Origin of the sequence: Polynucleobacter sp. 71A-WALBACH, assembly GCF_018882365.1 — a bacterium.
Classification (GTDB): domain Bacteria; phylum Pseudomonadota; class Gammaproteobacteria; order Burkholderiales; family Burkholderiaceae; genus Polynucleobacter.
Genome location: NZ_JACVOP010000002.1, coordinates 209758 through 236676 on the forward strand (window position 1 = coordinate 209758; position 26919 = coordinate 236676).

Annotated in this window: 27 protein-coding genes and 2 tRNA genes; 13 read left to right on the forward strand and 16 right to left on the reverse strand. The window is 46.5% G+C overall.

The window, feature by feature from the left end; genetic code table 11:
* The first annotated feature begins 5 nt into the window (after positions 1-5).
* A complete protein-coding gene (gene nagZ / locus ICN42_RS08690) occupies positions 6-1088 on the forward strand; it encodes a beta-N-acetylhexosaminidase (protein ID WP_216253458.1) in 1083 nt (360 codons plus the stop codon).
* Position 1089: 1 nt separating this feature from the next.
* On the opposite strand, the gene ICN42_RS08695 is transcribed toward nagZ, so the two are convergent.
* The 3 genes from ICN42_RS08695 to earP all read right to left on the reverse strand — a co-directional run bounded on the left by ICN42_RS08695 (position 1090) and on the right by earP (position 3914).
* A complete protein-coding gene (locus tag ICN42_RS08695; protein ID WP_216253459.1) occupies positions 1090-2094 on the reverse strand; it encodes a GNAT family N-acetyltransferase in 1005 nt (334 codons plus the stop codon).
* A 92-nt stretch (positions 2095-2186) separates the two neighbouring features.
* On the reverse strand, positions 2187-2747 hold the full coding sequence (efp, locus tag ICN42_RS08700) for an elongation factor P (protein ID WP_216253460.1): 561 nt from the start codon (positions 2745-2747) through the stop codon (positions 2187-2189).
* 87 nt (positions 2748-2834) lie between these two features.
* Complete coding sequence (earP, locus tag ICN42_RS08705; RefSeq protein ID WP_216253462.1) at positions 2835-3914, reverse strand: elongation factor P maturation arginine rhamnosyltransferase EarP; 1080 nt, start codon at positions 3912-3914, stop codon at positions 2835-2837.
* On the opposite strand from earP, the gene uvrC reads away from it, so the two are divergent.
* From uvrC to ICN42_RS08730, 5 genes are all read left to right on the forward strand, one after another.
* Positions 3913-5853 carry an excinuclease ABC subunit UvrC gene (uvrC, locus tag ICN42_RS08710; RefSeq protein ID WP_216253464.1) on the forward strand — a complete coding sequence of 647 codons (1941 nt, stop codon included), beginning with the start codon at positions 3913-3915 and terminating at the stop codon, positions 5851-5853. The two genes, earP and uvrC, sit on opposite strands and share 2 nt — an antisense overlap.
* 36 nt (positions 5854-5889) lie before the next feature.
* The gene (gene pgsA / locus ICN42_RS08715; RefSeq protein WP_216253465.1) at positions 5890-6465 is read left to right on the forward strand and encodes a CDP-diacylglycerol--glycerol-3-phosphate 3-phosphatidyltransferase; all 576 of its coding nucleotides are present in this window, start codon (positions 5890-5892) and stop codon (positions 6463-6465) included.
* 116 nt (positions 6466-6581) lie between these two features.
* Positions 6582-6657 (forward strand) — tRNA-Gly (locus ICN42_RS08720).
* Between the two features lie 49 nt (positions 6658-6706).
* Positions 6707-6780: transfer RNA gene (locus tag ICN42_RS08725), tRNA-Cys, on the forward strand.
* A 30-nt stretch (positions 6781-6810) separates the two neighbouring features.
* On the forward strand, positions 6811-7272 hold the full coding sequence (locus tag ICN42_RS08730; protein WP_216253466.1) for a hypothetical protein: 462 nt from the start codon (positions 6811-6813) through the stop codon (positions 7270-7272).
* Positions 7273-7378: 106 nt separating this feature from the next.
* Here the strand turns inward: ICN42_RS08730 and lexA are convergent, their stop codons facing one another.
* On the reverse strand, positions 7379-8098 hold the full coding sequence (gene lexA / locus ICN42_RS08735) for a transcriptional repressor LexA (protein ID WP_216253467.1): 720 nt from the start codon (positions 8096-8098) through the stop codon (positions 7379-7381).
* Positions 8099-8159: 61 nt separating this feature from the next.
* Here lexA and ICN42_RS08740 point away from each other — a divergent pair, with 61 nt between their 5' ends.
* The 6 genes from ICN42_RS08740 (at position 8160) to dnaB (ending at position 12312) form a co-directional block, all read left to right on the forward strand.
* Positions 8160-9236 carry an asparaginase gene (locus ICN42_RS08740; protein ID WP_216253468.1) on the forward strand — a complete coding sequence of 359 codons (1077 nt, stop codon included), beginning with the start codon at positions 8160-8162 and terminating at the stop codon, positions 9234-9236.
* Positions 9237-9368: 132 nt separating this feature from the next.
* Complete coding sequence (gene rpsF, locus ICN42_RS08745; RefSeq protein WP_015421573.1) at positions 9369-9743, forward strand: 30S ribosomal protein S6; 375 nt, start codon at positions 9369-9371, stop codon at positions 9741-9743.
* A 59-nt stretch (positions 9744-9802) separates the two neighbouring features.
* Entirely contained in the window at positions 9803-10096 is a 294-nt protein-coding gene (priB, locus tag ICN42_RS08750; RefSeq protein WP_216253469.1) for a primosomal replication protein N, read from the forward strand.
* 13 nt (positions 10097-10109) lie between these two features.
* A complete protein-coding gene (gene rpsR / locus ICN42_RS08755) occupies positions 10110-10382 on the forward strand; it encodes a 30S ribosomal protein S18 (protein WP_011902267.1) in 273 nt (90 codons plus the stop codon).
* 13 nt (positions 10383-10395) lie between these two features.
* Positions 10396-10848, forward strand: coding sequence for a 50S ribosomal protein L9 (rplI, locus tag ICN42_RS08760; protein ID WP_216253470.1), 453 nt, complete (start codon positions 10396-10398; stop codon positions 10846-10848).
* Between the two features lie 24 nt (positions 10849-10872).
* A complete protein-coding gene (dnaB, locus tag ICN42_RS08765; RefSeq protein WP_370626022.1) occupies positions 10873-12312 on the forward strand; it encodes a replicative DNA helicase in 1440 nt (479 codons plus the stop codon).
* Between the two features lie 89 nt (positions 12313-12401).
* On the opposite strand, the gene ICN42_RS08770 is transcribed toward dnaB, so the two are convergent.
* Both ICN42_RS08770 and ICN42_RS08775 read right to left on the reverse strand, forming a co-directional pair.
* On the reverse strand, positions 12402-12671 hold the full coding sequence (locus ICN42_RS08770; protein ID WP_216253471.1) for a hypothetical protein: 270 nt from the start codon (positions 12669-12671) through the stop codon (positions 12402-12404).
* A 56-nt stretch (positions 12672-12727) separates the two neighbouring features.
* Positions 12728-13549 (reverse strand): mechanosensitive ion channel family protein, encoded by an 822-nt coding sequence (locus ICN42_RS08775; RefSeq protein ID WP_216253472.1) that lies wholly within the window; start codon positions 13547-13549, stop codon positions 12728-12730.
* Positions 13550-13739: 190 nt separating this feature from the next.
* Between ICN42_RS08775 and ICN42_RS08780 the strand changes: the two genes are divergently transcribed.
* Positions 13740-16775: an autotransporter outer membrane beta-barrel domain-containing protein gene (locus ICN42_RS08780; protein ID WP_216253474.1), complete on the forward strand. Its 3036-nt coding sequence runs from the start codon at positions 13740-13742 to the stop codon at positions 16773-16775.
* Positions 16776-16783: 8 nt separating this feature from the next.
* Here the strand turns inward: ICN42_RS08780 and ICN42_RS08785 are convergent, their stop codons facing one another.
* The 10 genes from ICN42_RS08785 to ICN42_RS08830 form a co-directional block, all read right to left on the reverse strand.
* Positions 16784-17341: a C40 family peptidase gene (locus ICN42_RS08785; RefSeq protein WP_370626023.1), complete on the reverse strand. Its 558-nt coding sequence runs from the start codon at positions 17339-17341 to the stop codon at positions 16784-16786.
* Positions 17298-18974 (reverse strand): PhoH family protein, encoded by a 1677-nt coding sequence (locus tag ICN42_RS08790; protein WP_216253475.1) that lies wholly within the window; start codon positions 18972-18974, stop codon positions 17298-17300. Before ICN42_RS08790 ends, ICN42_RS08785 begins: the two co-directional genes overlap by 44 nt.
* Positions 18975-19208: 234 nt before the next feature.
* Positions 19209-19676, reverse strand: a complete 468-nt coding sequence (locus ICN42_RS08795; protein ID WP_216253477.1) for a peroxiredoxin — start codon at positions 19674-19676, stop codon at positions 19209-19211.
* A gap of 48 nt (positions 19677-19724) precedes the next feature.
* Positions 19725-20642, reverse strand: a complete 918-nt coding sequence (locus ICN42_RS08800) for a polysaccharide deacetylase family protein (protein WP_216253478.1) — start codon at positions 20640-20642, stop codon at positions 19725-19727.
* 22 nt (positions 20643-20664) lie between these two features.
* The gene (locus tag ICN42_RS08805; protein WP_216253480.1) at positions 20665-21711 is read right to left on the reverse strand and encodes a bifunctional UDP-4-keto-pentose/UDP-xylose synthase; all 1047 of its coding nucleotides are present in this window, start codon (positions 21709-21711) and stop codon (positions 20665-20667) included.
* 61 nt (positions 21712-21772) lie between these two features.
* The gene (locus tag ICN42_RS08810; RefSeq protein WP_216253482.1) at positions 21773-22642 is read right to left on the reverse strand and encodes a formyltransferase; all 870 of its coding nucleotides are present in this window, start codon (positions 22640-22642) and stop codon (positions 21773-21775) included.
* Positions 22643-23614, reverse strand: a complete 972-nt coding sequence (locus ICN42_RS08815; protein ID WP_216253484.1) for a glycosyltransferase — start codon at positions 23612-23614, stop codon at positions 22643-22645.
* Between the two features lie 31 nt (positions 23615-23645).
* On the reverse strand, positions 23646-24818 hold the full coding sequence (locus ICN42_RS08820; RefSeq protein WP_216253485.1) for a DegT/DnrJ/EryC1/StrS aminotransferase family protein: 1173 nt from the start codon (positions 24816-24818) through the stop codon (positions 23646-23648).
* A gap of 15 nt (positions 24819-24833) precedes the next feature.
* Positions 24834-26528 carry a glycosyltransferase family 39 protein gene (locus ICN42_RS08825; RefSeq protein WP_216253486.1) on the reverse strand — a complete coding sequence of 565 codons (1695 nt, stop codon included), beginning with the start codon at positions 26526-26528 and terminating at the stop codon, positions 24834-24836.
* Positions 26528-26905 carry an MTH938/NDUFAF3 family protein gene (locus tag ICN42_RS08830; RefSeq protein ID WP_216253487.1) on the reverse strand — a complete coding sequence of 126 codons (378 nt, stop codon included), beginning with the start codon at positions 26903-26905 and terminating at the stop codon, positions 26528-26530. The genes ICN42_RS08825 and ICN42_RS08830 overlap by 1 nt, the downstream gene beginning before the upstream one ends.
* Positions 26906-26919 lie beyond the last annotated feature (14 nt).

Here is a 26919-nt window from a genome sequence, read left to right on the forward strand (position 1 = left end):
AATACATGAGTAAGTCGACTATGAAGCCAGGCCCAATTACTTTAGATGTCGTTGGTCTAGAGTTAAACGCTGAAGATCGTCGTCGTATCTTGCATCCCCTCACTGGTGGTGTGATTTTATTTGGTAGAAATTTTGCCAATCGCAAGCAGCTCACCAAACTGACTGCGGAAATTAAAAAACTTCGCTCTGATGTCCTGATCTCGATTGACCATGAAGGCGGACGAGTGCAGCGCTGCAGAACTGATGGTTTTATCCATCTACCTGCTATGCGCAAGCTAGGTGAACTCTGGGGATCTAAAAATAAATCGACTCATGCCGCTGAGTCCGCTGCTATTGCTATTGCTATGGCAGCAGCTACTGCCTGTGGATATGTCCTAGCTGCCGAATTGCGAGCTTGTGGTGTGGACTTTAGTTTTACTCCGGTATTAGATTTAGATTTTGGTCGCAGCGGTGTGATTGGTGATCGTGCATTTAGTCGCGATCCACAAATTACCTTTGCATTAGCTAAGAGCTTAAATGAAGGCCTACGCCTTGCAGGTATGGCCAACTGTGGCAAGCACTTTCCAGGTCATGGTTGGGCGGAGGCGGATTCTCATGTGGCAATTCCAGTGGATGAGCGTTCCCTCAAGCAAATTTTAAATGATGATGCCAAGCCGTATGAGTGGTTAGATTTGAGCTTAACTGCAGTCATGCCAGCGCACGTCATTTATCCTAAAGTAGATCAGAATCCAGCAGGCTTTTCTAAGGTTTGGTTGCATTCTATTTTGCGTCAAGAATTAGGCTTTGAAGGCGTCATCTTTAGCGACGATCTCTCGATGGAGGGTGCTAGTGTTGCGGGCTCCGTTGTCAAGGGTGCCAATATGGCACTGGAGGCGGGATGTGATGCGGTATTGATTTGTAATCGTCCGGATTTAGCGGATCAATTACTTAATGGGCTCAAAGTTTCCAAGGCAAAACAAGCGGAGTCGGCTGTTCGATTGAACCGTTTGATGCCTACTGCTTTAGCTCCAACATGGGAAGAGTTGCAGTCTGAGGCGCAATACCAACATGCTAAAGGTTTGCTTCAGCAGTTAAAGCTCATTCTCTAAATTACCTCTTTGCTTTTTGGGAGGCCTTTTGCCATTCTGAGACAACATACGCTTTGATGCTCTCGCCTTCAGGGCGGGCGCAAACAATTTCACTTGGGTTGATGGTTTGATTAATTTTTTGCAAACGCAAGATATCGCCATTAACCGAATAGCTTGGAATCCAAGAGCCCCAAACAAACCCCATTTTTTCTAACTCTATATGGGCCTGGGCTGCAGACTCTTGATTGATGGGGAGATCCAAGTAAATTGAAGCCAGATTTTGGTGGCTTAAATTTTCAAGCTCTTGATTTAGAGATGGCATGAAGTCTGCTCCAATATGTTGGACCTTCAAGTGCGCAGTTTGAATTGACTGATTGATTTCAGTCAGAGATTGCGTTTTACCAATGCCATCTACGACGGGATGCAAGATAGTGCGCTCAAGGTTGACCTTGCTGGCTATGTTACGCACTAGTTTGGCATGGTGAGGTGGAATGTAAATATGCTGCGATGTTTCCCTGAGGGGAAGGTAAAGCGTGAGGAGCGACATCCGAGTATCGGAGAAATTTTCAAGTCCCTGCATGTGAATTGTAGAGGGGCTGGCACCAAGTAATACTCCCGTTTCCTTGGCCCCAAAGGTAATCATTTCATGTTGGCTGTATGGGTGATTGGTAACGCATTCCGTCCAGAAGCCAACCAAATTGAGTTCATTCGCTAGCTCGATTCGTTTTTTTGCCATTAACTCTGCAATATGATGACCTCGATAATCTGGGTCAACAATCATTTTTCCCGCTTCTGGAGAGGTGTTGTCAGCGCCGTCAAAAGTTAAGGCGCAATGTCCAATGATGTGCCCATCCTGATGTCGGGCAATGATCGAGTGCATTAATCCGCTTTCTATGGTCTCCCTTAATTGCTCTGGATCGTACATGAGTGAATTTGGATAGCTGTCACCATAGCAGCAACGAACACAGTCAATCAGATGGGGTATGTCATCCGCCTTCAGAATTTGAATGTCTGGTGGGTTATCCATATTCATCATATCCATTTGATTTATTCGCCTGTGTTCATTGGGAAATAAAAAAAGCCCGGCAGGCCGGGCTTTTACTTATCGAGCGAACTAATTTAGTTAGCTCGGCTACGATATTCACCGGTACGAGTATCGATTTCGATCTTATCACCAGTATTGCAGAAAAGTGGAACTTGCAATTCAAAGCCAGTAGCCAATTTTGCAGTCTTCAATACTTTGCCTGAGCTGGTATCCCCTTTAACTGCTGGCTCTGTGTAAATGATTTCACGAACTAATGAGTTTGGCATGGCTACTGAAAGCGCTTTACCTTCGTAGAACACTACTTCACAAGGCATGCTTTCTTCGAGGTAGTGCAATGCATCACCCATGAACTCAGCTTCAACTTCGTACTGGTTATAGTCGCCATCCATAAATACATACATAGGATCTGCGAAGTAAGAGTAGGTGCAATCTTTCTTGTCTAATATCACCACATCAAACTTGTCATCCGCCTTGAATACGCCTTCGTTAGGCGCACCAGTTAACAAGTTTTTGAATTTCATTTTCACAACAGAGGAGTTACGGCCAGAGCGGCTGTATTCTGCTTTTAAAACGACCATGGCATCAGTGCCGATCATTACTACGTTACCAACGCGGAGTTCTTGTGCTGTTTTCATCTTGCTATTCCTGGGTGCAGAGCTGATTTTCTGCGGTTTTTATCAAAAACAAGATTGTAACCGCCCGCAGGCTAATTTTGCTGAGGATCAGGCTACAAAGCCCATTAGACGGGCAGCTAGTCCACCATCCGCTTGTTTTTCAAGTAAATCAGCTCGCCAAGCCTTGGAATGGGTCTTCCAGCTGTCAATGGATTGATACCACTCGCTAGGCATCGCCCAAGTCATGGCGGCAATGACAGCGTGTTTAAGCTCTTGTGAGGCCTCTTCAAGATAGAGGTCTAAAAACGCGGCTAACTTGGTTTCGTGAGCGCGATCTTCTTGAGGGTAAATGTGCCAAATAAAGGGCCTGCCTGCTATCTGTGCCCGGACAAAAGAGTCTTCACCTCGAACAATATTGAAGTCACATTGCGAAAGAACCCAATCGTATTCATCCTGAGAAATAAAGGGTATCGAGAACAGCTGAATTGAATCGGGCATAGGGAGCGTCTTAGTAGGATGGCCAGAACTCAACTGCAATTGCTCAAGTTGACCATGGGTCAGCACGATGTCGAAGTTTTCATCTAGGGTTGCCAGATCCTCGAGCCATTTCAGCAGTGGTGCGCCTGGGTAGCAAAAGACACTAATTCGTTTTGTGTTAGGGCGCAGTTTTGACCAAGTCGCCTTTAGGCTTTCTGGAACCAATCGTTCGGTCTGGAGCGCATCTTTCGGAATTGGATCAATCAGGATGCCACCTGCATTCTTCTGGAATCCTGGAAAGAAAAAGTATTTTGGAATGCCATGCGCCTGAGGCGATGCTTTCTGGTGAAAGTCCAAAATCCAAGGTTCTGCGCTTAGGTACTCTAAATTGATGATGAGCGGTTTTTTGGGGGCAATCAGCAGTCCGGTAAGGTAGCGCTCTGGAAGCTCGCATCCAAAGGCCTCGATCACCACATCGGGCGCCACTACTGGATGGCGACTATTGTTATGACTCGCCTCCCAGGGCTGGATGTCGATACGGCGCTTGATTTCGGGGTCTACCCCAGAAGCGAGTAAATTAAGGGTTGGCAGATCGTCACAGAAAATGCGTACGTCCTGGCCATGAAGACTTGTTAAGCTTCTTGCTAGGCGCCAGCAAACACCGGCATCACCATAGTTGTCTACGATTTGACAGAAAATATCCCAACGCATGAGCAATTCGCTTTTTGAAACCCTTCAGCAGGATGTTAAACGGCTACCCGGATTGCCGGGGGTATATCGCTTCTTTGATGAGGCAGGACATATTCTGTATGTCGGTAAAGCGCGCAACCTCAAAAAGCGTGTATCAAGTTACTTTCAGCGAACTCAGCTTTCTCCGCGAATAGAGCTGATGGTGGGAAAAATCGCCCGCTATGAAACAACAGTAACACGCTCAGAAACCGAAGCCTTAATTTTAGAGAACAATCTCATTAAGGAGTTAGCTCCCCCATTCAATATTCTCTTTAGGGATGATAAGTCTTATCCCTATGTCATGTTGACGGGGCACCAGTTCCCGCGCTTAGCCTCCTATCGTGGAAAGGTCGATAAGCGCAATCACTACTTTGGGCCATTTCCTAATTCATGGGCGGTTCGTAATAGCGTGCAGATTTTGCAAAAGGTCTTTCGTTTGAGAACTTGCGAAGACTCTGTTTTTAAAAACCGTAGCCGTCCTTGTTTACTCCATCAAATTCATCGTTGTAGCGCGCCGTGCGTTGGCCGTCTCAGCATAGAGCAGTATGGACAAGACGTCGCTCAGGCAACACGTTTTTTAGAAGGTGATCATAGTCGCGTGCTTTCTGAGCTTGAAAAGAAAATGCATGCCTACAGCGATGCCATGGAATTTGAAATGGCCGCAGTCTTAAGAGACCGAATTGCTGATCTCTCTAGCGTCTTGCAACAACAGTCAATGGATACCGTTGCGGATGGCGAGGGTGATGTGGATGTCATTGCCGTCGCTCAAATGGAGGGTGTGGTTTGTGTCAATTTAGCGATGATTCGGGGCGGCCGCCATTTGGGTGATCGCGCTTATTTCCCCAAAGGGTTGCGCTCAAGCTCAGGAGAGCTGCCACCGCCTGCAGAAATCTTGGAAGCATTTATTGCTCAGCATTATTTGGAGGAGAAGTCAGGTGACGGGGAAGCGACTACCAATTTGATTCCACCGGTACTCATCCTCAATCACCCCTTGAGAAAACTGGTTGATGATATTGCGGCGCCAGAAGAAATCATTGAGGATATTTCTGAGCAATTGGCTCCAGAGGGTTTGCATGATTTACTAAATGCGCAGGCTGGTAAGCGTGTTACGTTCCTTCATCAACCACAGGGCCAGAGACGGCATTGGTTGGCCATGGCTGAAGGTAATGCCAAGATTGCCATAGCGAAGCGTTTGGTTGAGACGGGCGGGCAACTAGCAAGAGCGCGAGCATTGGCTGATGTCCTCGCTTTGGAGTTAGAAAGTCTTGAGCAACTTCGCATTGAATGTTTTGACATTAGCCATACTTCTGGTGAGGCCACACAAGCTTCTTGTGTGGTGTATTCCAAAAATACGATGCAGCCTAGTGAATATCGCCGTTTTAATATCAATGACATTACGCCCGGCGATGACTACGCTGCAATGCGTCAGGTCTTACAACGCCGTTATGCAAACTTTCAAGAGCTGCCTATTGAAAAGATGCCTCAAGTTATTTTGATCGATGGCGGTAAAGGTCAAGTTGAGATGGCAAGGCAAGTTCTCTCTGAATTCGGTATGGACATTGGACTCATTGTTGGCGTTGCCAAAGGGGAGGGCCGCAAGGTAGGTCTTGAAACGCTCATCTTTGCAGATGGGCGAAAGTCGCTTGAACTAGGCATTGATAGCGCGGCTTTGTTGTTGGTTGCGCAGATACGTGATGAAGCACATCGCTTTGCAATCACCGGTATGCGGGCTAAGCGGGCAAAAGCCCGAACAGTTTCCCAGTTAGAAGAGATTGAGGGAATAGGGGCTAAACGGCGTCAAAAATTACTCGCTCGGTTTGGGGGTTTGCGCGGCGTATCCAATGCCACTATCGAAGAGCTCTCTACCGTGGAGGGAATATCTACCGCATTGGCTGAGCAAATCTACAGGCAGCTCCATTGATTTCCCAGTGCGTCTGCATTAGTTTATGCTTGAGCCATGCCTTTTAATCTGCCTATCGCCCTGACCTGGTTGCGCGTTGCCGCAATTCCGCTGGTCGTCGCAGTATTTTATTTACCCAATGGTTGGCTAACTCCCTTCGACAAGAACCTCATAGCTACCGTGATTTTTGTTTTTGCAGCCATCACCGATTGGCTAGATGGATTTTTGGCCAGACGCATGAAGCAAGAATCGGCATTTGGCCAATTCTTAGATCCTGTTGCAGATAAATTAATTGTTGCCGCTTCATTGCTCGTGCTGCTCAATATGGATCGAGTCCAAGTTTGGGTAGCCCTCATCATTATTGGGCGTGAAATTACCATCTCAGCACTAAGAGAGTGGATGGCACTCTTGGGCGCTGGAAAAAGTGTTGCTGTGCACATGGTTGGAAAGTTAAAAACCACCGCCCAACTCGTAGCCATTCCATTTTTATTGTTAAACGACACTTTATTTGGATGGTTGAATTGCGCGCAAGTGGGTACCTGGCTCATCTGGATTGCATCCTTTTTGACTCTTTGGTCGATGTTTTATTACATGAAAAAAGCTTTACCCCAGCTGGTTGATAAAGCGCAGTAAGGCCTCCAAACCCAGGGCTGATAAGGGTTGGGCGTAAACATGAACCCTGCCATTTCCAATCTTCACTACAAATAATGCGTCCTCTCAAATTGTTTGTTAAACTACTGCCCTGTTATGCGGGAATAGCTCAGCTGGTAGAGCGATACCTTGCCAAGGTATAGGTCGGGAGTTCGAACCTCCTTTCCCGCTCCAAGTTCGATGGGAAGCCCTCAAAAGCTTCCCATTTTTGATTCAAGCATATGGCGCGTTGGCCGAGTGGTTAGGCAGGAGCCTGCAAAGCTTCGTACGGGGGTTCGATTCCCTCACGCGCCTCCAGTAATTTAGATTGATTACCAGGGCATGAACATGATTCAACTTAATCGCTTCAAAACAATTTCATCGGCTGTAGCGCTGTCAACTATGTTGGTGGCCTGCGCTTCTTCTGGCGACTCTCCAACTGGCACGCCTAGTGAAGTCCAAGAAATTCAGTCACAACTCTTAGGTGATATGCCATTGCCTGCAGCCTCCAAAATTATCGGTTCAGATTCATTAATCATTGGCCGTGGTGATAACTGGGTGGGGCGCGTTGTTTTATCTGGCGTGCAAACCCCAACTGATATTTATGCATTCTTCCAGGCTGAATATCCAAAAGCAGGGTGGACCACAATTAGTGCAGTGAAATCAAAAACCAGCATTTTGGTTTTCACTAAGGGTGATCGTACTTCGACTGTGGAGGTCAGTGATGGTTCATTTGGTGGCCCCAAATCCATGATTACTATTACCGCTTCACCGAAGAATGCAAATATAGTTGCACCAAGCAAAAAATAAAGAATATAAAAAGAACAAAAAAGAATAGAGTGAAAAGAATAGGGCAAGTCGTCTCTACAATTGAAAAAGGCCTCGTACAGAGGCCTTTTGCTTTAAGGGGTTGGGGTTAGAGCCCGCCAGCCCTAATAAGGCCAACAGCCTGACCCTCTATCGCAAAGTTTGGTTGACGACCATCCACCAAAATGTTTTTAAAGTCTGGATTCTCTGCTTGCAACTCAATCACCATGCCGTCCGCAGTTTTCTTTTGATTCCAACGTTTCACTGTGACTTCATCATCTAAGCGTGCAACCACAATATCGCCGTTGCGTACTTCAGAAGTCTTTTTCACTGCTAAGTAGTCGCCATCAAGAATGCCGGCATCGCGCATGCTCATGCCAACTACTTTAAGTAAGTAATCTGCACCCTTGCTAAATAAATTTGGGTCAATCGGTACCTGTTTTTCAATGTGTTCAATTGCCATGATTGGAGAGCCTGCAGCAACGCGACCAATCAGTGGCAAGGTCAGCTGCTGAAGTGCACCCGAAGGTAAAGACATCTGACGATATTTATTTGGATTGTGTGTCTGGTTAAAGCGTTGCGGAATACGAATGCCACGAGAGGTTCCTGGTGTCAGCTCGATGTATCCTTTTTTTGCTAAAGCACGCAAGTGCTCCTCAGCTGCGTTTGCAGAAGCAAATCCCAGCTGCGTTGCAATTTCTGCGCGAGTAGGGGGTGAACCACTTTCCTCGATGGCTTTGGTGATTAATTCCAAAATCTCACTTTGACGTGCGGTGAGTTTGGGGAGGGCAGTCAGCTCCTCTTGAAAATCGACTGTATTTATGTCCATGCTGTAATTGTATACAGCACTATTTGAATATTCAAGCAATTTGGAGGCGGATAATGGAGGGATGACCTCAAACCCCAGTATTTTTGAAAAGACCCCCCATCTCCTAGTTTTGGGTATGGGCGGCACTATTGCAGGCCTTGCTCCAAACCCTGAAGAAAACCCCCTTCAATACCAGGCTGGCCAGGTAGGAGTTGATGCATTAGTGGCGCATATCCAGTCGGTAGTGCCTGAAGGGGTCAAGCTGGTATCACGCCAGCTGGCAAATATCAATAGCCGCAATTTGACCGACGCGCTTCTCGCCACGATGGGGCTGGCTGTAAGGGAGGCTCTATTAGATCCTTTGGTAAAGGGGCTGGTGATTACTCATGGCACCGATACCATCGAAGAGACCGGTATATTTTTGCAAGCCATTTGTGGAAAGTTGGCGCAGAACCAGGGTAAGCGGGTCATTTTGACTGGGGCGATGCTGCCAAGTAATGCGCCTGGAGCTGATGGCCCTTCCAATCTATTGGATGCCTTGCGATGGGCTTCTACGTCAATAGATAACTGCCCTGGTGGCATTTATGCGGTCATGGATGGACGTGGATGTTTGGCGATTGATTTAGCTAAACGACACGCTACAGCCCTTAATGCGCCGATACAAAATGCCCCATCAAGCTCAGTGGGTTTAATTAACCCCTCTTGGTTATCTGGAGTCAAGGCTGTGCAAGCAGCCTGGAATGAGGATTTACCAATTCCCAATGAGGGTGAGTGGCCTTGGGTAGAGATTCTGACGAGTCATGCAGGCGCGCGTCCTGAAACCATCACGCAGTGGCTTAATAGCGCCGTAAAAGGCTTTGTGGTTGCTGGTTCAGGGCAAGGTGGGTTTCATGATGCATGGGCTCAGCCTTTGAATCAGGCAATGACTCAAGGCATTGCCGTGGTGAGAACGACTAGAACAGGTGCTGGTGAGACTTTGCGGAACATTCCTGAGGTAGATGCGCTAGGATGCTGCGCTTCAGGGTCTTTAACTGCCCCAAGGGCTAGAATTGCGCTCCAATTGGCTCTGAATGCGGCAAAGCTGGCAAATATAGCTAGTAAACCCCTGACTTGGCAGGATTTTTTTGCTAGAATAGCGGACTTACCAGTAATTCGGTAAGGACTTAAAAGCAGTAAATGTGTTGTACGTTGTACCTACAATTTGTTACTACCTTGTCACACTGGCGCTAACCTCAACAACCATCGGAAGTTAGCAAGACGCCCAGGTGACTTTATCCTTAAGGAGTGTTAGATGCGTCATTATGAAATCGTTTTTATCGTCCATCCGGACCAAAGCGAGCAAGTGCCTGCGATGATCGATCGCTACAAGGCGACATTAGCTGCTGCTGGCGGCAAAATTCACCGCATGGAAGACTGGGGTCGTCGTCAGATGGCTTACATGATCGACAAACTTGCTAAAGCCCATTACGTTTGTATGAATATTGAGTGCGACCAGAAAACTCTGGACGAGCTCGAGCACGCATTCAAATTTAACGATGCTGTTTTGCGTCACCTCATCATCAAGACTAAGAAAGCTGAAACAGAGCCTTCAATCATGATGAAAGAAGTGCAACGTGAAGAAGCGCGAAAATCAGCTCAATCCGACGCTCCTGTAGCAGCGGCTTAAGTTAGAAATTTGAAGAGGAATACACAGACTAGAAAACGTATCAGAGTGACGGAGCGGCGTTGAATCATTTCACCCTAACTGCATTCTTGGTATCTAAAGACGCGATTCGATTTACACCAGCAGGAATACCGGTGATGCATTGCCAGCTAGAACATAGCGGCGAAGTAAGCGAGGTAGGAACAGCAAGGAAAATTCAGATGAATGTTGAAGCCATAGCGATAGGCCCAATACAAAAGGGCTTGGAGCAAATGGATTTAGGGGCCGAGGCAGTGTTTGAAGGATTCTTGGCACCCAAGACTCTACGTAATCAAAGACTGGTTTTCCACATTACCCATATTCAATTGAAAAATTAAAGAGGAAATCATCATGGCGTTTGGAAAGAAACCCGATTTCAAAAAGAAACCAGCTCAGAACCCATTGTTCAAGCGTAAGCGTTATTGCCGTTTTACTGTTGCTGGCGTAGAGCAGATTGATTACAAAGATGTAGATACATTGAAGGACTTCATTGGCGAAAACGCCAAAATTACTCCTGCACGTTTGACAGGCACAAAAGCAAAATACCAGCGTCAACTTGACACTGCTATTAAGCGTGCTCGTTACTTGGCTTTGTTGCCATTCTCCGATCAACACAAGAAATAATTGGGAGCCCTCAATGCAAATCATTCTTTTAGAAAAAGTAATTAACCTGGGCAACCTCGGTGACATCGTTCGTGTTAAAGACGGTTACGCTCGTAATTTCCTAATCCCACAACGTAAAGCTCGTCGTGCAACTGAAACAGCGATTGCTGATTTTGCAGTGCGTCGCGCTGAGTTGGAAAAATTAGCTGCTGAGAAATTAGCTGCTGCTGAAGCGGTTGGCGCAAAGCTCAAAGACTTGGTTCTCGAAATCGGTCAAAAAGCGGGTGTTGACGGTCGCTTGTTTGGTTCTGTAACTAACCATGACATCGCTGACGCTTTGAAGACTAAAGGCTTTGTAATTGAAAAATCTTCTGTACGTATGCCTACTGGCCCCTTGAAGATGGTTGGTGATCACCCTGTAGCGGTTGCTGTTCATACCGATGTAGTGGCTGACATCACTATCCGTGTAGTTGGCGAGCAAGCGTAAGTTTTAGATCTGTAAGCTAGCCTCATGGCTGAATCCCGCTCACGCTCCCTTATGTCAAATTCCGGCATGATGGGTTCTGGGGATGCAGCCTTGCAGGCTTTAAAAGTACCGCCGCATTCTGTAGAAGCCGAGCAATCTTTGCTCGGCGGTCTACTGATCGATAACACAGCCTGGGATCGCCTAGGTGGCGTGTTAACTGATAAAGATTTCTATCGCCCTGAACATGCTTTGATCTATAAGGTCATTCAGCGTTTAGTTGGCGACAATCATCCGGCCGACGTTATTACTGTTCATGAGGCTGTGAAGTCTGAGCAGGGTGGCGATTTAGTTGGCATTGATTACCTCAATTCATTGGCGCAAAGCACTCCTAGTGCAGCGAACATCAAAGGCTATGCCGACATTGTTCGTGACCGCAGCATTCTGCGTCGCCTAATTGAAGTGTCTGACAATATTGTGAACTCTGCATTTGTTCCAGAAGGTCGTTCAGTGAGAACGCTTCTGGATGAAGCAGAATCACGCATTCTACAAATTGGTGAAGAGGGTAGTCGCAAGGCCGACTACCTTGAGATCGAGCCATTGCTCAAAACCGTTGTCGCGCGTATTGATGAGCTATACAACCGTCAAGGTGGCAGCGACATTACTGGTATAGCAACTGGCTTTATTGATCTGGATAAACAAACTAGCGGTCTGCAAAAAGGCGACTTAGTGATTATTGCCGGAAGACCGTCAATGGGTAAAACCGCGATGGCTTTAAATATTGCGGAAAACGTTGCTTTAGCAGAGGGGTTGCCTGTCGTCATATTCTCAATGGAGATGTCTGGTGAACAATTGGCAGCCCGTTTATTGGGTTCTGTAGGGCGCGTTGATCAAAGTCGTATGCGTACTGGTAAGTTACAAGATGATGAGTGGCCACGGGTTACGGATGCCATTGCGCGCCTAAGTAATACCCAAATTTTGATTGATGAGACTGGTGCTCTCTCAAGCTTAGAGTTGCGTGCACGCGCACGTCGTATTGCTCGTAACTTTGGCGGAACGCTTGGTCTCGTTGTGATTGATTACTTGCAGTTGATGAGCGGCTCAGGTTCTGAGAACCGTGCAACCGAGATTTCTGAGATCTCACGATCACTTAAGTCACTCGCAAAAGAATTACAGTGCCCGGTAGTGGCGCTATCTCAGTTAAACCGTGGCCTTGAGCAACGTCCTAACAAGCGCCCAATCATGTCTGACTTGCGTGAGTCAGGTGCGATTGAGCAAGATGCCGACTTAATTATGTTTATCTATCGTGATGAGGTATATCACCCCGATACAACCCAAGATAAGGGCATAGCTGAGATCATTATTGGTAAACAGCGTAATGGACCAATTGGCACTGTGCGCGTTAGTTGGCAAGGCCCGTATACCAAGTTTGATAACTTGGCGATGGGATCGGTTGGTTACTCTTCGGGTGGATACGAGCCGTTCTAATTAAAAAGAGAAAAACAAAAAGTAACAGTAACAATTAAAGATAAAAAAGCCTCGCATTGCGAGGCTTTTAAGTTTGAAGCGAAAGTAGCCTACTTGCCGCCTTCACACTTCTTGATAGACGCAGCCTTAGCAGCGCCATAGAGAGGCTTGCCATCCTTGCTGACAGCTTTAGCTTCGCAACCAGAGTCCGCAACTGCTCCACCCATACATTTTTTCACAGATGCATCTTTAGCAGCACCATAGAGTGGCTTACCTTCTTTGCTAACTGCCTTAGCTTCGCAAGCAGCTTGATCTGCAAAAGCAATTGAAGGAACTGCGAAACTGAATGCAATACTTAAAGCGATGATGATTTTCTTCATGTGTAATTCTCCCAAGTAAATTGAATGTACTTCGACTACGGTAACACCTTACAAACTTAGTTTTGCTTCATAACCATATTTTGTGTTGCAACTGGTGCTGGGAAGCCCGCGGCTGCGAGAGCTTCACTCATCACACGATTACTATCAAAATAGACTTGCCAGTAGTGGTCATTGTTGCAGTATGGACGCACGGCCAATACTGGGCCGACTAAATTGAATTCCAAAATATTTACCTCCACAGCTGGATCTTGCAATACGTTTGGAATAGAAGCAATCTTTTCGCTCAATAACTTCATGGCAGCCCCTTGATCTGCCGCCCCCGAGAGCTGGCATTTCAGATCAACGCGGCGGAAGGGGGTATGGCTAAAGTTCTGAATGGTGTCACCCAGAATCTTCGTGTTACCAATCATGGTGGCAATGTTATCTGGCGTATTAATGGTGGAAGAAAATAATCCGATTTCTTTAACCGTGCCAGTAACGCCTGCAGCAGTAATGAAATCGCCAACTTTAAATGGGCGCAAAACAATTACAAATACGCCCGCAGCAAAGTTAGAGAGGAGTCCAGCCCATGCTGCGCCGATAGCAACACCTGCGGTAGCAATTAAAGCGGCAAAGCTCGTGGTTTGAATACCAAAATAACCCAGGATTCCAACAACCAAAAGAATATTCAGGGTTACAGAAACGACGGAGCCTACATAACGCAGAATTGTTGGGTCTAGTTTTTGTTGTTCCAATGCTTTGCGAAGGATATTCAAGGCAACGCCAATTAACCATCGGCCAACCACCCAAAAGGCGATTGCTGCCAAAATCTTGAGACCAATGTCCGTAGCGGCGGTTACTAGAATCTCTTGGATGCGACCTAAATCAATTTCTTTCATTGCCAAATTCCTGTGTTGTTGAAAATAATTACAAATAAATCCGATAAATGATTATTTCTGATTATTAATCAGAGAGGTATTAGCCCTTGGGTTAATAGATATTAAATTTATAGCTAATTATTATTCAGTTATTCCAATCTAAGTGGCTAAATCTGTCAAAAATTAGCGTCGTAACGAAAATCATATTCCCATGAAATATTTAAATAAATCACAATCGTTTTTTGTCGCAGTATTTTTTACTTTGATATTGGTGGTCTATGCACCCATATCATTGGCTGCGGGTAGTTGTGATAACTATACCCCGGATGCGAATGGAACTACAGTCACCTGCAATCCAATAGGAACAACTTCAGCTGGAGTGATTTCTTCGCAAGGTAATACGGCGGCAGGAAATAATGTCACCGTCAATATTAACCCTGGCACTTCAATTACAGTTAATGGTTCAACAGTGGGTATTGGAAGTGGTGCAAATGTAATAAATAATGGAGTCTTAAATACCAGCTCCTTTTATTACGGATACGGGATCTCTTCGGGTATAAATGGTAGATCTCAGGCTGGTGGCAGCACTATTACTAATAATGGTTCGATTGTGACAAATGGTATTAATGCATCAGGTATCACGATTAGCTCTACCAATGCCAGTTCAGCGGCAAACACCATCATAAATGCGGGGACGATATCAACCAGCGGTAGAGGGGCAAATGGTATTGAAGTGGAAAATGGTGGAGCAATTACGGCGATCAATAACTCTGGCACGATTGCTGCAGCGGGGATGCTGTCAAACGGAATACAAGTCAAAGGCGCTGCAAACATCATCAATTCTGGAATTATTTGTCCGTCAGGAATCTTGTCTGGCTCCTGTAATCCGCTAACTACTGGTAGTGGTAACGGAATTCAGATTGACAATAATGCAAACAGTAATCGAACCACAATTACTAATACAAGCACGGGATTGATTGGCGCTCCAACATCATCTTATTACGCGATCTACAGTGCTCAACAGCCAGGAGTGGATGTTTATAACTATGGCAGAATTCTTGCTGCTAGCGTCTCTGACACTGCGATCAATTTTGCCGGCTCAACAAGCGGTGGCTCTAACAACACAGTAACTCTATATGGTGGCTCAACATTATTGGGTGGAATTAGTTTTAATAAAGGTAATACACAAGAGACTCTGACATTCAGCGGGTTCGCCAATGCTAACTTTAATAATGCATTAACTGGCTTGAATGTAATCAATGCAACAAATTCTTCAAATGTAGTCTTAAATAGCGCTTCAGGATATGAGCTTGTCGCGGGACGTATCAATATTGATGGAACATCGACACTGCGAATAAGTTCTACAATTCAGGATCAAGCTAGCCCTACTGCAGTCGCTACCTTAATCTCTAAAATTGGTGCTGGCACCTTAACTCTCTCTGGTGCTAATACCTATAGCGGTGGCACTAGCTTAAATGCCGGCACGATTGCTGTGGGTAACAACACAGCACTCGGTACCAGTGGTTTAGCGATGGCTAATGCCACTACCTTACAGGCTGCTTCATCAGTTGCTTTAGCCAATGCCGTAAGTGTTGCTGCTACCTCTATAGTAGATACCAATGGAAATAACCTAGGGTTATCGGGAGTCATCTCTGGAGCAGGCTCCATAAACAAAGTAGGCGCTGGCACCTTAACTCTCTCTGGTGCTAATACCTATAGCGGTCCTACAAATATCAATGCAGGCAGTCTAATTTTGACGGGCTCCCTGGGTTCAGCTGCAACGACTACTGTTGCATCAGGTGCGATATTGCAAGGAGGGGGCATCATAAACGGGAGTGTAAATAATGCGGGAAATATTGAACCTAGTTTTTTAGGGATTCCAACCCAATTAACAATCAATGGAAATTATGTTGGCAATAATGGCAACTTCACAACTAATGTATGGGGGCCTAATACGAGTCCAATAGCCGATACTTTAAAAATTGGCGGAGGGGCTTCAGGCTCAACTGGCATAACAGTAGTTGATAAGGGTGGTCTAGGTAATCGCACCACTGGTGATGGTATTCAGGTGGTACAAGTTAATAGTAGCAATGGCTCCACTTCAAATGCCTTTGCTCTAAATCAACGTGTTGCCTCTGGTGCATTTGAGTACCAGCTAGTTAAAGGCCCAGCAACTGGATCAGGAAATTCTTGGTATTTAAGAACAGATAATCCAGCTGAGCCCGCTAGTGTTTTAGTTGCAGCCCCAGCCATTCCCATTACTCCTGCTGTGGGAGAGCGTATAGAGGTATCTGTTTATCCAGCACTACCTTCTTTAATGCAGCTCTATGCGCAGACTGCTGTTGATACATTGGATCAACGCCGTGGCGACCTCAATCTGGTTGATCCAGGTTCCTTGAGCCAGAATAAATCTAATGACTGGGCACGCATTATTGGAAAGACTGGATCTTCAACGCCATCCAATATTAATGATGGGCCTAAATTGAACTTTAATGCATACGCCTTACAGTTCGGTGTTGATCTGTATAAGAATGAAGAGCTCGCTGGATCACGTTCATACATAGGTCCATATGTCACGATTGGTGGTGCTAACGGAAATACTTCCAACCAAGCAGGCACGACATCAACTGGTAATCTTAATGGCATGCAGGCGTATTCATTGGGCTTATATGGAACTCATTTTGCGGAAAATGGTTTATATGTTGATGCATTGGCACAGGGCTCCAGGTACCTGAACGCGAGCGCAAGCTCGGTTCAAGGTGCTGGATTAAAAACACAGGGTTCTGGTTTTACGGGATCACTTGAGACGGGCGGACGCTGGAATTTAACGGAGAAGTTTTTAATCTCTCCTCAAGCTCAAATTGTTTATGATGCTATCGGCATGAATAACGCCAGCGATGCATATGGCCAAATAAACTTTAACAAGAGTGAGATTAGTCGCGGACGCGTGGGAATATTAGGTGGTCATAAGGATACCGTTGGAAATACTCCTATCTTTGCTTATCTACGCGCAAACTACTGGTCTGTATTTAATGCTGGAACCAGTACCACCTTCCAATCACTTTATGGCGTCAATCCCCTCACCTTCCAATCTCAAACTGGATCTCGTTGGTTGGCTTTGGATGCTGAGGTAAATGCAAGGATTACTAAGTCAACGAATCTCTTCTTGAACCTTGGCTGGGAAAATTCTCTAGTGGGAACTTACCAGGCGATATCAGGCAGAGTGGGCTTACAAACACGTTTCTAATGTAGTGTTTACTGGGCTGCAAGTCTTCTAGCCTCAGTAAACCTAGCTGCCCAGTAGGGCGTAGTAATGAACTCCAAGCGCACAGTTCCACCCGCGCTTGGGGCATGCACAAATCTACCTTGCCCAACATAAATCCCTGCATGTGAATACTTTTCACCAGTAGTGTTGAAGAAAATCAGATCACCTGGAGCTGGTGGTTGATTCTCTACGCTTTGACCTTTGGTACTCATTTCTTGAATGGTGCGCGGCAGCTTAATATTGGCTGACTTGTTGTAGACATAGGCAATCAATCCACTACAGTCAAATCCACCCTTGGGATTATTACCACCATAGCGATAGGGCACCCCAACTAAGCCTACCGCAGCAATCGAAATATCTTCGGTGCCCACGCTAGTATCTTGTTTGAATTGGGCAACTTTGGCTGCATTATTTTTTGCGCTAAAGGTGCTGCACCCCGATAGTGTTAGCAGGGCGCAAATAAAAATGCCGCACCCCATTAGAGTGCGGCATGACAAGGTTTCCTTAGAGTGCGTCAGCAGCATGATCCGCAAGGCGTGAACGCTCACCGCGAGCTAGTGTCACGTGTCCGCCATGACGCCAGCCTTTAAAGCGATCCACCACATAAGTAAGGCCCGAAGAGCCTTCAGTTAAGTAAGGTGTGTCGATCTGGGCAATATTGCCTAAACAAACAATCTTGGTTCCTGGGCCTGCGCGAGTTACCAAAGTCTTCATTTGTTTAGGTGTTAAGTTTTGTGCCTCGTCAATTATCACAAACTTACTGACAAAGGTTCTGCCACGCATGAAGTTCATGCTCTTCACTTTGATGCGTGAGCGAATCAGTTCCTGGGTTGCAGCACGCCCCCATTCGCCGGCGCTTCCATCTTCATTGCGTTGTAGTACCTCAAGATTGTCATCAAATGCACCCATCCAAGGCTGCATCTTTTCTTCTTCTGTACCTGGCAGAAATCCAATATCTTCACCAACGGGAACAGTAGCTCGAGTAATAATGATTTCGTTATAGCGTTTGCTGTCTAAAACCTGCTCAAGCCCCGCTGCTAAGGCCAGCAAGGTTTTACCAGTACCTGCTTGACCCAATAAGGTGATGAAATCCACATCTGGGTTCATCAGCAGGTTCATGGCAAAGTTCTGCTCTCGATTGCGAGCGGTCACACTCCACACATTATTTTTCTGATGCGAGAAGTCCCTCAAGGTTTGGAGGAGAGCGGTCTTGCCGTTGATTTCTTTTACTTGAGCGTAGAACGGGGTAGAGCCATCTGGATTTTCTTGGTAGACGAATTCATTTACCAGCATGCTCGGAACTGAGGGGCCGGTTACACGATAAAACATCGTGCCGGATTTGCCATCAGCCCAACTTTCCATATCTTTGCCATGCTTTGGCCAAAAGTCCGCTGGTAAGGCCATCACTCCGGAATACATGAGGTCACGATCTTCTAAGACTTGATCGTTAAAATAATCTTCCGCAGGTAGACCTAATGCGCGAGCCTTGATACGCATGTTGATATCTTTAGATACCAAAACTACTTCCTGGCCTTTGCGCGTCTTTTGCAATTCACTCACAACAGCAAGGATCAGGTTGTCACCTTTGCCTTCAGGCAATCCCTCTGGTAATGCTTGAGTTGTTAGTTTGGTTTGGAAAAAGAGTCGACCAGATACATCTTGATTGCCAAGCTTATTCAGTGGGATTCCATCATCAAGTGTGCCGCTAGTACCAGCCACCAATTGATCTAAGGAGCGACTAACCGTACGAGCATTACGTGCAACCTCAGTCATCCCCTTTTTATGGTTATCTAATTCCTCTAGGGTGGTCATCGGCAGGAAAAGGTCATGTTCAGAGAAGCGGAACAAGGAACTTGGATCATGCATCAATACATTGGTGTCGAGTACAAATAAGCTGGGTGGGCCAGTGCGAATAATGCGTTTCGGTTTATCTGGAATGCTCGCTATCTTCTTATCGCTACGTTCATGAGGCACTGCTACTGGTCTACGATCCCCTTTGATTTTTTCCAGGGCTACTTCAGCCGCAGATAAATCCTCTTCTGCGTCTGTCGCCCAATCTGGCGCATGACTCTCCATCACAACAGTTTTTGCTGGGGCGGGGCGCTTTTTTAGATTGGGCGTGTCTTTACTGCTAATTTTTACTTGGCCAGCAATTTGAGTTGGGATTGGGGGCAATGGCATGCAGACTCTCCTAAAAGAAAAAACCGTCAAGCGGATTGCATTGACGGTTTATAACGAAACTGGGTGTAAAACGATCTGTAAAACGGCGGGGGTTGTTTACCGAGCCTGTTCTTAAATATTCAGGCTGATGAGTCAAACGGATTGTTAGACTTTCCCGTCGTTTACGGTGCATAGGAACAACTTTACCCCAAATTTTGGGCTTTGCAAGTACCCAAGATTAAATTAATTTAAAAATTAGTTGGCGGCTTGGGCGGCTTGTAATACCTCTGTCACATGTCCCGGAACCTTAAGGCCACGCCATTCTTTAACGAGTTTGCCTGAGGAGTCAAAGAGGAAGGTGCTGCGCTCAACGCCACGCACCTGTTTGCCATACATATTTTTTAACTTCATTACGCCAAAGAGTTGGCAAAGAGTTTCTTCGGTATCGGCAACAAGTTCAAATGGCAGCTCAAGTTTGCTGCGGAAATTGTCATGGGATTTGAGGCTATCTCGGGATACGCCAACGATCAGGGTATTGGCTTTGGTAAAAGCCTCAATGTTGTCCCGAAATTCACCAGACTCGGCTGTGCAACCAGGAGTCATATCTTTTGGATAAAAGTAAATGACCAGTTTTTTGCCTTTGGCTGAATCTGGCGTAAAGGTTAATCCCGAGGTTGCTGGGATGGCGCACTGGGGCATTGATTTACCAATTTCTACTGTCATGATGGTCTCTCTCGTTTAGCTTTATATGCTGAATATATGGGGCGCTACTTAGGTTGCTTGCAAAATCAATTCGCCGCTACGGTTGGGGATTTCACCCCAGGTAACTGGCTGTATAGCTATTTTATCGAGTTGTTTGGTGGCTTCCCAGGATTGGTGTAGTTGACCCATGGTGACTAGATCGTGGCCTTGGTTGAGCCAGCCTGCAAGCAGTTGCTCAAAGGCAGGGAGCAGCTTTTGGCCTTCTAGCTCAGCATGTAGTGTAAATACCTGATCATTGGGATTGCTCTGGGTAATCTCGAGTAACTTCTTTACGGCGCCAAATTCATCAGCACCATCTATACCGATCAACTCATCAAAAGTTGGTAATGTAGTTGGGTATTGCACATGCTTTGCTTTTCCAGAGTGCAGCTCAAAACGATAAGGCATGAGATTAGGTTCGGCCCTGCCATCGGAAGAGTATTTAATACCCCATTGATCGAGTTGCTCAAAAGCAGCTTCATTCATTTGCCAGCCAGCAGCACCATAGGTGGCTGGTGCGTGACCAAATATTTCCACAAAGCGATCCCAACTTTTCTGCATCTGCGCTTTAGTCCACTGCGCATCGCGATTGCGAACGGCATCTTGCCAGGCAACGTGATCCCAAGTATGAATACCAGTTTCATGGCCAGCCAAATCAATTGCACGCATTTCAGCGGCAGCTTGTTTACCAATATCAGGCCCAGGTAGGAGGACGCCGTAGAGTAGAGTTTTAATGCCGTAATGCTCAACAACGGAGGTGCGGCTCACCTTCTTCAGGAAGCCTGGCTTAAAAACCCGCTTGAGAGCCCAGCCAGTATGGTCAGGGCCTAAGCTAAATAAGAAGGTGGCTTTGAGGCCAAAGCGTTCAAGCGTTCGCGCTAAATTGGGAACGCCTTCTTTGGTGCCGCGTAAGGTATCAACGTCTACCTTGAGAGCAATCTTAGCCATGAACCCTTAAATTTACTTTCGCTTATTCTTTATCAACTAAATGACGTGCGTTATCTACATCAAGGCGATACGCTTCAAAAATATTCTTCAGCGCGTCGCTCATATTGGTAGTTGGCTTCCAGCCCAATTCACTCATCGTGTTGTCAATTGCGGGAACGCGGTTTTGAACGTCTTGATACCCTTCACCGTAGTAAGCACCTGAAGTAGTTTCTACAATCTTCACTTCATTGGCTGTCTTGGCGTACTCCGGAATGCTACGAGCAATCTCCAGCATCTGATTAGCGAGTTCGCGAATAGAGTGATTGTTCTTTGGATTGCCGATGTTGTAGATCTTGCCGTTAGCAATACCATCTTTGTTATCGATAATTCGCATTAAAGCATCGATGCCGTCATCCACATAAGTAAACGCACGTTTCTGCGCGCCGCCATCAACGACATTAATAGGTTCGCCACGAACAATGTGACCCAAGAACTGAGTTACTACGCGGGAAGAGCCTTCTTTTGGTGTATAGATGCTATCCAGGCCAGGACCAATCCAGTTAAATGGACGAAAGAGAGTAAAGCGCAAACCTTCCATGCCATAACCCCAGATTACGCGATCCATTAACTGCTTGGAACAAGCGTAGATCCAGCGTGGCTTGTTGATTGGGCCGTACACCATATTGGATTGAGCGGGATCAAATTCACCGTCTTCGCACATGCCATAGACTTCAGATGTGGATGGAAACACCAAATGCTTTTTGTACTTAACAGCAGAGCGCACGATAGGTAGGTTTGCTTCGAAGTCGAGTTCAAAAACCTTTAATGGCTGCTGAACATAAGTCGCTGGTGTGGCAATCGCTACTAAAGGCAGGATGACATCGCATTTGCGGATGTGATATTCAACCCATTCTTTATTAATGGTGATATCACCCTCAAAGAAGTGCATCCGGGGATGGTTCACCAAATCGCCTAGGCGATCACTTTGTATATCCATGCCATAGACATCCCAATCGGTTGTCTCAAGGATGCGCTTTGAAAGGTGGTGACCAATAAAACCGTTTACACCAAGAATGAGTACTTTTTTCATCTTTACTGCCTCGTTATTAATCGAATATATTTTGCTACGCTAATTTATTGCTTTTCGTTTGTTAGCTATTTGCTGGTAACCAGTCCAGTATCGCTACCGCTCTTTGGTCGCCACAAACGCCGAATACCTGATTATCAACCACTTGGATGCCTGGAGCTTGAAGATCCAGCTGCTCCGGAAATGGCCCCTCTAAGCTCGTGCGAGCCACGATCATGCGCTGACCTTGCCAGTCTGTAAAAGCCCCTGGATATGGGGGTGCAACGGCTCTGACGAGGTTATGAACCTGCTGGGCCGTCTGAAGCCAGTGAATTTGCCCATCGGCGGGCTTGCGGCCCCCAAAATAGCTTCCCTGAGCCAGATTATTGGGTTTTTGAGGAACGTGACCCTGAACAAGCTCGGGTAGCACCTTGTTCATTACGGCTGCAGCTGCTTGGCTAACCTTGCCAAAGACTTCTGTAGCGGTTTCATTGGGGCCAATAGAGACTGCGGATTGCCCCACGATATCGCCTGCATCTGGCTTGACTTCCATGATGTGCAACGTGGCGCCGGTTTCAGTTTCACCCTGGAGAATGGCCCAATTGACTGGCGCACGGCCACGGAATTTTGGTAGAAGTGATCCATGCATATTTAGTGCGGCAATCTTGGCGCAGGCCAAGAGCTCAGCTGGAATCATATGGCGGTAATAAAAAGAGAAGAGGTAATCAGGTGCCAGCTTTTGAATCTGTGGCACGAGATCCATCAACTGATTGGCATTTGGGGTGATGTAAGGAATGCGCCTCTCCTCACAGAGCTTAGCGACGCTTCCAAACCAAACATTCTCATTAGGATCATCTTGATGGGTTACTACTAAGTCAACCTGAATGCCTGCACTCAGCAATGCTTTGAGGCAGTTGACGCCAACATCGTGATAAGCAAAGACGACTGCGTGCAATTATTTTTTCTCTAAAACAGTTTGCACAACGTAGCGTGGACGCTCGCGGACCTGTTGGTAGATGCGACCAATATATTCACCGAGCAGGCCAAGGCCAAACAGCATCACGCCAATCAAGAAGAAGGTGAGGGCAAATAAAGTAAACACACCTTCAACTTCGGCACCCAACACAAAGCGGCGAACCAGAAGGTATATGAACAGGCTACCTGCAGCCATTGCCAGGAGCATTCCTAGGATCGAGAAAATCTGCAAGGGCATTACAGAGAAGCCAGTTACTAAATCAAAGTTCAGGCGAATGAGTTGATACAAACTGTACTTGGATTCACCCGCAAAACGCTCTTCGTGTTTGACGTTTATTTCAGTAGGGTTGGATGCGAAGGTATAAGCCAGTGCCGGAATAAAAGTATTGCTTTCATCGCACTGACGAACAAGATCGACGATACGACGACTATAGCCACGTAGCATGCAGCCTTGGTCTGTCATTGTGATGCGAGTAATTTTCTGGCGCAAATGATTCATAGCGCGTGAGGCAAATTTTCTAAAGAAGCTGTCGCGACGATTCGCGCGAATAGTGCCAACGTAGTCATGACCCTTGAGTAACTCATTAGTCAGGGCATCAATTTCTTCTGGAGGATTCTGCAAGTCAGCATCGAGGGTGATGATGTATTCACCGCGGGAGTATTCAAAACCGGCCATGATAGCCATGTGCTGACCAAAGTTACTATGAAATAACACGGCACGGGTGACATCAGGGCGTAACTCAACTTGCTTGGCCAAGATGCCGGCTGAGCGATCTTTGCTGCCATCATTCACAAACACCACTTCATAGCCAATATTGCGCTTACTAGCGATCGCATCCAGTGCTGGGTATAGGCGGTCAAAGAGAGCTTGGAGACCATCTTCCTCGTTGTAGACGGGGATGACAATGCTGAGCGTGGGATTGCAGGCTTGGGTAGCTAAATTTGCAGTCATGCTGCAATTTTGCCTGAATCTTCCTACGGGCCTACTTTTTGCTATGTTTCTTCAGAATTCCAACCAAAGCACTCGCTATACGGCCAATATCCTCGTCTGCCATTCCTGGGAAGAGGGGGAGGGTCAAAATGGAGCGGCCAATGCGTTGCGCAATTGGAGTGGCTTCAGTTTTGTAGCCTAGTTTTTGGTAGAGCGTAAATCCAGTAATGGTCGGGTAATGAACGCCCGTACCAATACCCAAATCTTTTAACTCAGTCATCACTTGCGCACGATCGACATTTAATTGCTCGAGAGGCAGAACGACTTGGAACATGTGCCAGTTGCTATCAGTAAAGTTCTCTACTGGTAACTCTAGGTTGAGGCTGTCTAAACCAGCAGACTTTATTTCATTCCGAATAGCATCAAAGTACTGTCTCGCTAAAGCGCTTCTACGTGCCTGAAATGCTGGTAATTGCTTCAGTTGATGCAGGCCAATGACTGCGTTCACATCAGTCAAATTATCTTTGCCGCCTAGAACATCAACGTCCATGCCATCGATGCCTTGGCGTGTGAGACCTTGGAGACGAAACTTCTCTGCAAGCTTAGCTTCATCTGCATTATTTAGAACAAGACAGCCACCTTCAACAGTCGATAAATTTTTATTTGCTTGAAAACTAAAGCTCACGAGATCACCAATGCTGCCAATCTTCTGACCCTGCCACTGTGAGCCAAAAGCCTGAGCTGCATCTTCAATCACGCGGAGTTTGTGCTGCTTTGCCAATTCATACAGTTGATCCATATTGACGGGCAGACCGGCCAAATAGACCGGCATGATGGCGCGCGTCTTTGGTGTAATGGCTGCATCCACTTTACTTAAATCGATGTTGCGAGTCGCAGGATCAATATCTACAAAAATGGGTGTTGCGCCTACACCTAGGATGACATTGGATGTTGCTACCCAAGAGATTGGTGTGGTGATAACCTCGTCACCCGGCCCAATACCTGCAACTTGTAGGGCGATTTTCATAGTAGCGGTGCCGTTAGCAAAACAACGGACAGGGCGGCCGCCAAAATATTCGCTCAAGCTAGCTTCAAATTCAGCTAACTTTGGTCCCGAAGTCACCCAGCCAGAACGCAATACCTCCGCCACCGCATCAATCGTTTCTTGATTGAAGTGTGGACGCGTAAAAGGAATAAACGGGAGCGTGTTTTCAGCTGTCGACATAGGGAGTTAGAGACCTTATTGTGGTGTAGTACTTGCAGGGTCTGGATGCTTAACAATCACGCGCCTAGAATCTCTGCCAACTTCTTGCATCGGGATATTGAGTTTCTGTAATTCAATATATTGCTCTGGAACCATCAATGCATAAGCTGCTTGATCATCTTTCCAACGTTCGATAAAGGCATCTAAGGTCGGAAGCCATAACTGGGGTTCTTGTTTTACGCCAAACTCAAGCTCATCCGGAAACTCCACCATTGTCATGGTTCTACCGAGATAGAAAGGCACCGTGTGATCAAGAATTCTGACAGAGTAAAAATTTATCTTTACAGGGATATCGGCTTTTACTTTTTCGACTAAGTCGATGCCAGAGACTGCGCGACCAAGAGTTTCATGGCCCGTGCCTGCGATGATCGCGCAAAGAAAAAATCCTCCAGCAAAGCTCGTGATGCTGCTCAAGCCGTTACGTTTGCTTTGTATCAATGCCAATAGGCTAAATGAAATTAATGCAATCAGTGCCGCAATAATCCAATACGTGTATTGCGCATAGGATTCAATTTCATCAGGCCTCGCTTGCTTACCAATCTCTCCCAGGAAGAAAAATCCAAAGCCACCAAGGATTGCAAAGCAGAGAGCTTGTAATTTCCAAGGTAATCCTAGGGAATTGCTAAAACCTAGATTGCGATCTAAGCGATGCCCGACAAGCATTGCTAATGCTGGAAAGACAGGGATGATGTAGCCAGGTAATTTAGATTGAGAGAGGCTGAAGAATCCCATAATTACGGCAAACCAACAGGTCAGCAGCCAGCCGCTTGAGAATTCGCGATTACGCTCTCGCCAAGACTGAATCAGTGCCGCAGGGGTTTGTGCGAGCCACGGCAAAAAGCCCAGTAGCAGTAGTGGGATGAAGTAATACATTGGCCCAGTTCTACTGTGGGCTGTTTGTGTGAATCGTTGTAAATGTTCATGAATAAAAAAGAACTCTAGAAATTCTGGATTGCGTTGCGCAACCAAGACAAACCAAGGCGCAGTAATTGCTAAAAATAAAATCGTGCCACTAATAATGTGTAGCCGCTTCCAAATCTTCCAGTCCCATGTGGTGATGGAGTAAATACTAAATACCATGCCAGGAATAGCTACCCCAATCACACCTTTGGATAGTGTTGCTAGAGCCATAAAGGCCCAACAGGCCCACATCCACACTTTGGTATTGCCAGGATTTCGAGAGTTTTGCGCCAACAAAAGACTGCATAGTGCAGCCACTAAAAATGCTGACAGCCCCATATCAAGGGAGTTGATATGCCCACCAATTACCCACATTGGACTTGATGCCAAAGCGATAGCGGCTAACCAGCCAGCGCGTGCGCTGTATATACGGGCACCAGTAAACCCAACAAATACAATTGTCAGAAATCCAGTCAATGCAGTCCATAGGCGCGCCTGCCAATCACCGATCCCAAAAATATTGAACGCAGTAGCAGTGGCCCAAATTTGTAATGGAGGCTTTTCAAAATACTTGTAACCGTTATATCGAGGAGTTACCCAATCTCCCGTAACCAACATCTCGCGGGCGATCTCGGCATAACGACCTTCATCAGATGGAATGAGGTGACGGTAGTTAAGGGTGCCAAACCACAGTAAGGCGTAGACCAGAACCAGAATCAAAATGGTCGCTGGGTTCAGGGCGCTTGACTGCCGAATTTGGCCAAACTGCATTAGATGGCTTCCACGATGAGGGCAAGTAAGACCTGGCGACCCTCGCCAACCAGAATGTTGTAGGTGCGACAAGCCGCCTGAGAATCCATGACTTCAAAGCCAATCTTGGCCTCAATGAGGGTTTTCAGTAACTCAGGCTTTGGAAAGCGCTGGCGCTTGCCGGTACCAACAATGATCAATTCAGGCTTAAGAGCCGCCATTTGACTGAAATCTGCTGGACTAAGCTCATCAAAGGACTTCACGGCCCATTCCAAGATTTCACCGTCAGAGCTCAATAAAACCGCGTGACTGTAGGGGATCTTATTGATCTCAATGTAGCCATCGCCGTAACCGGTGATCGTATTGGCTCCGGAATGGGGGTCAGATTGAAGCTTCACATGGACTCTCTGTC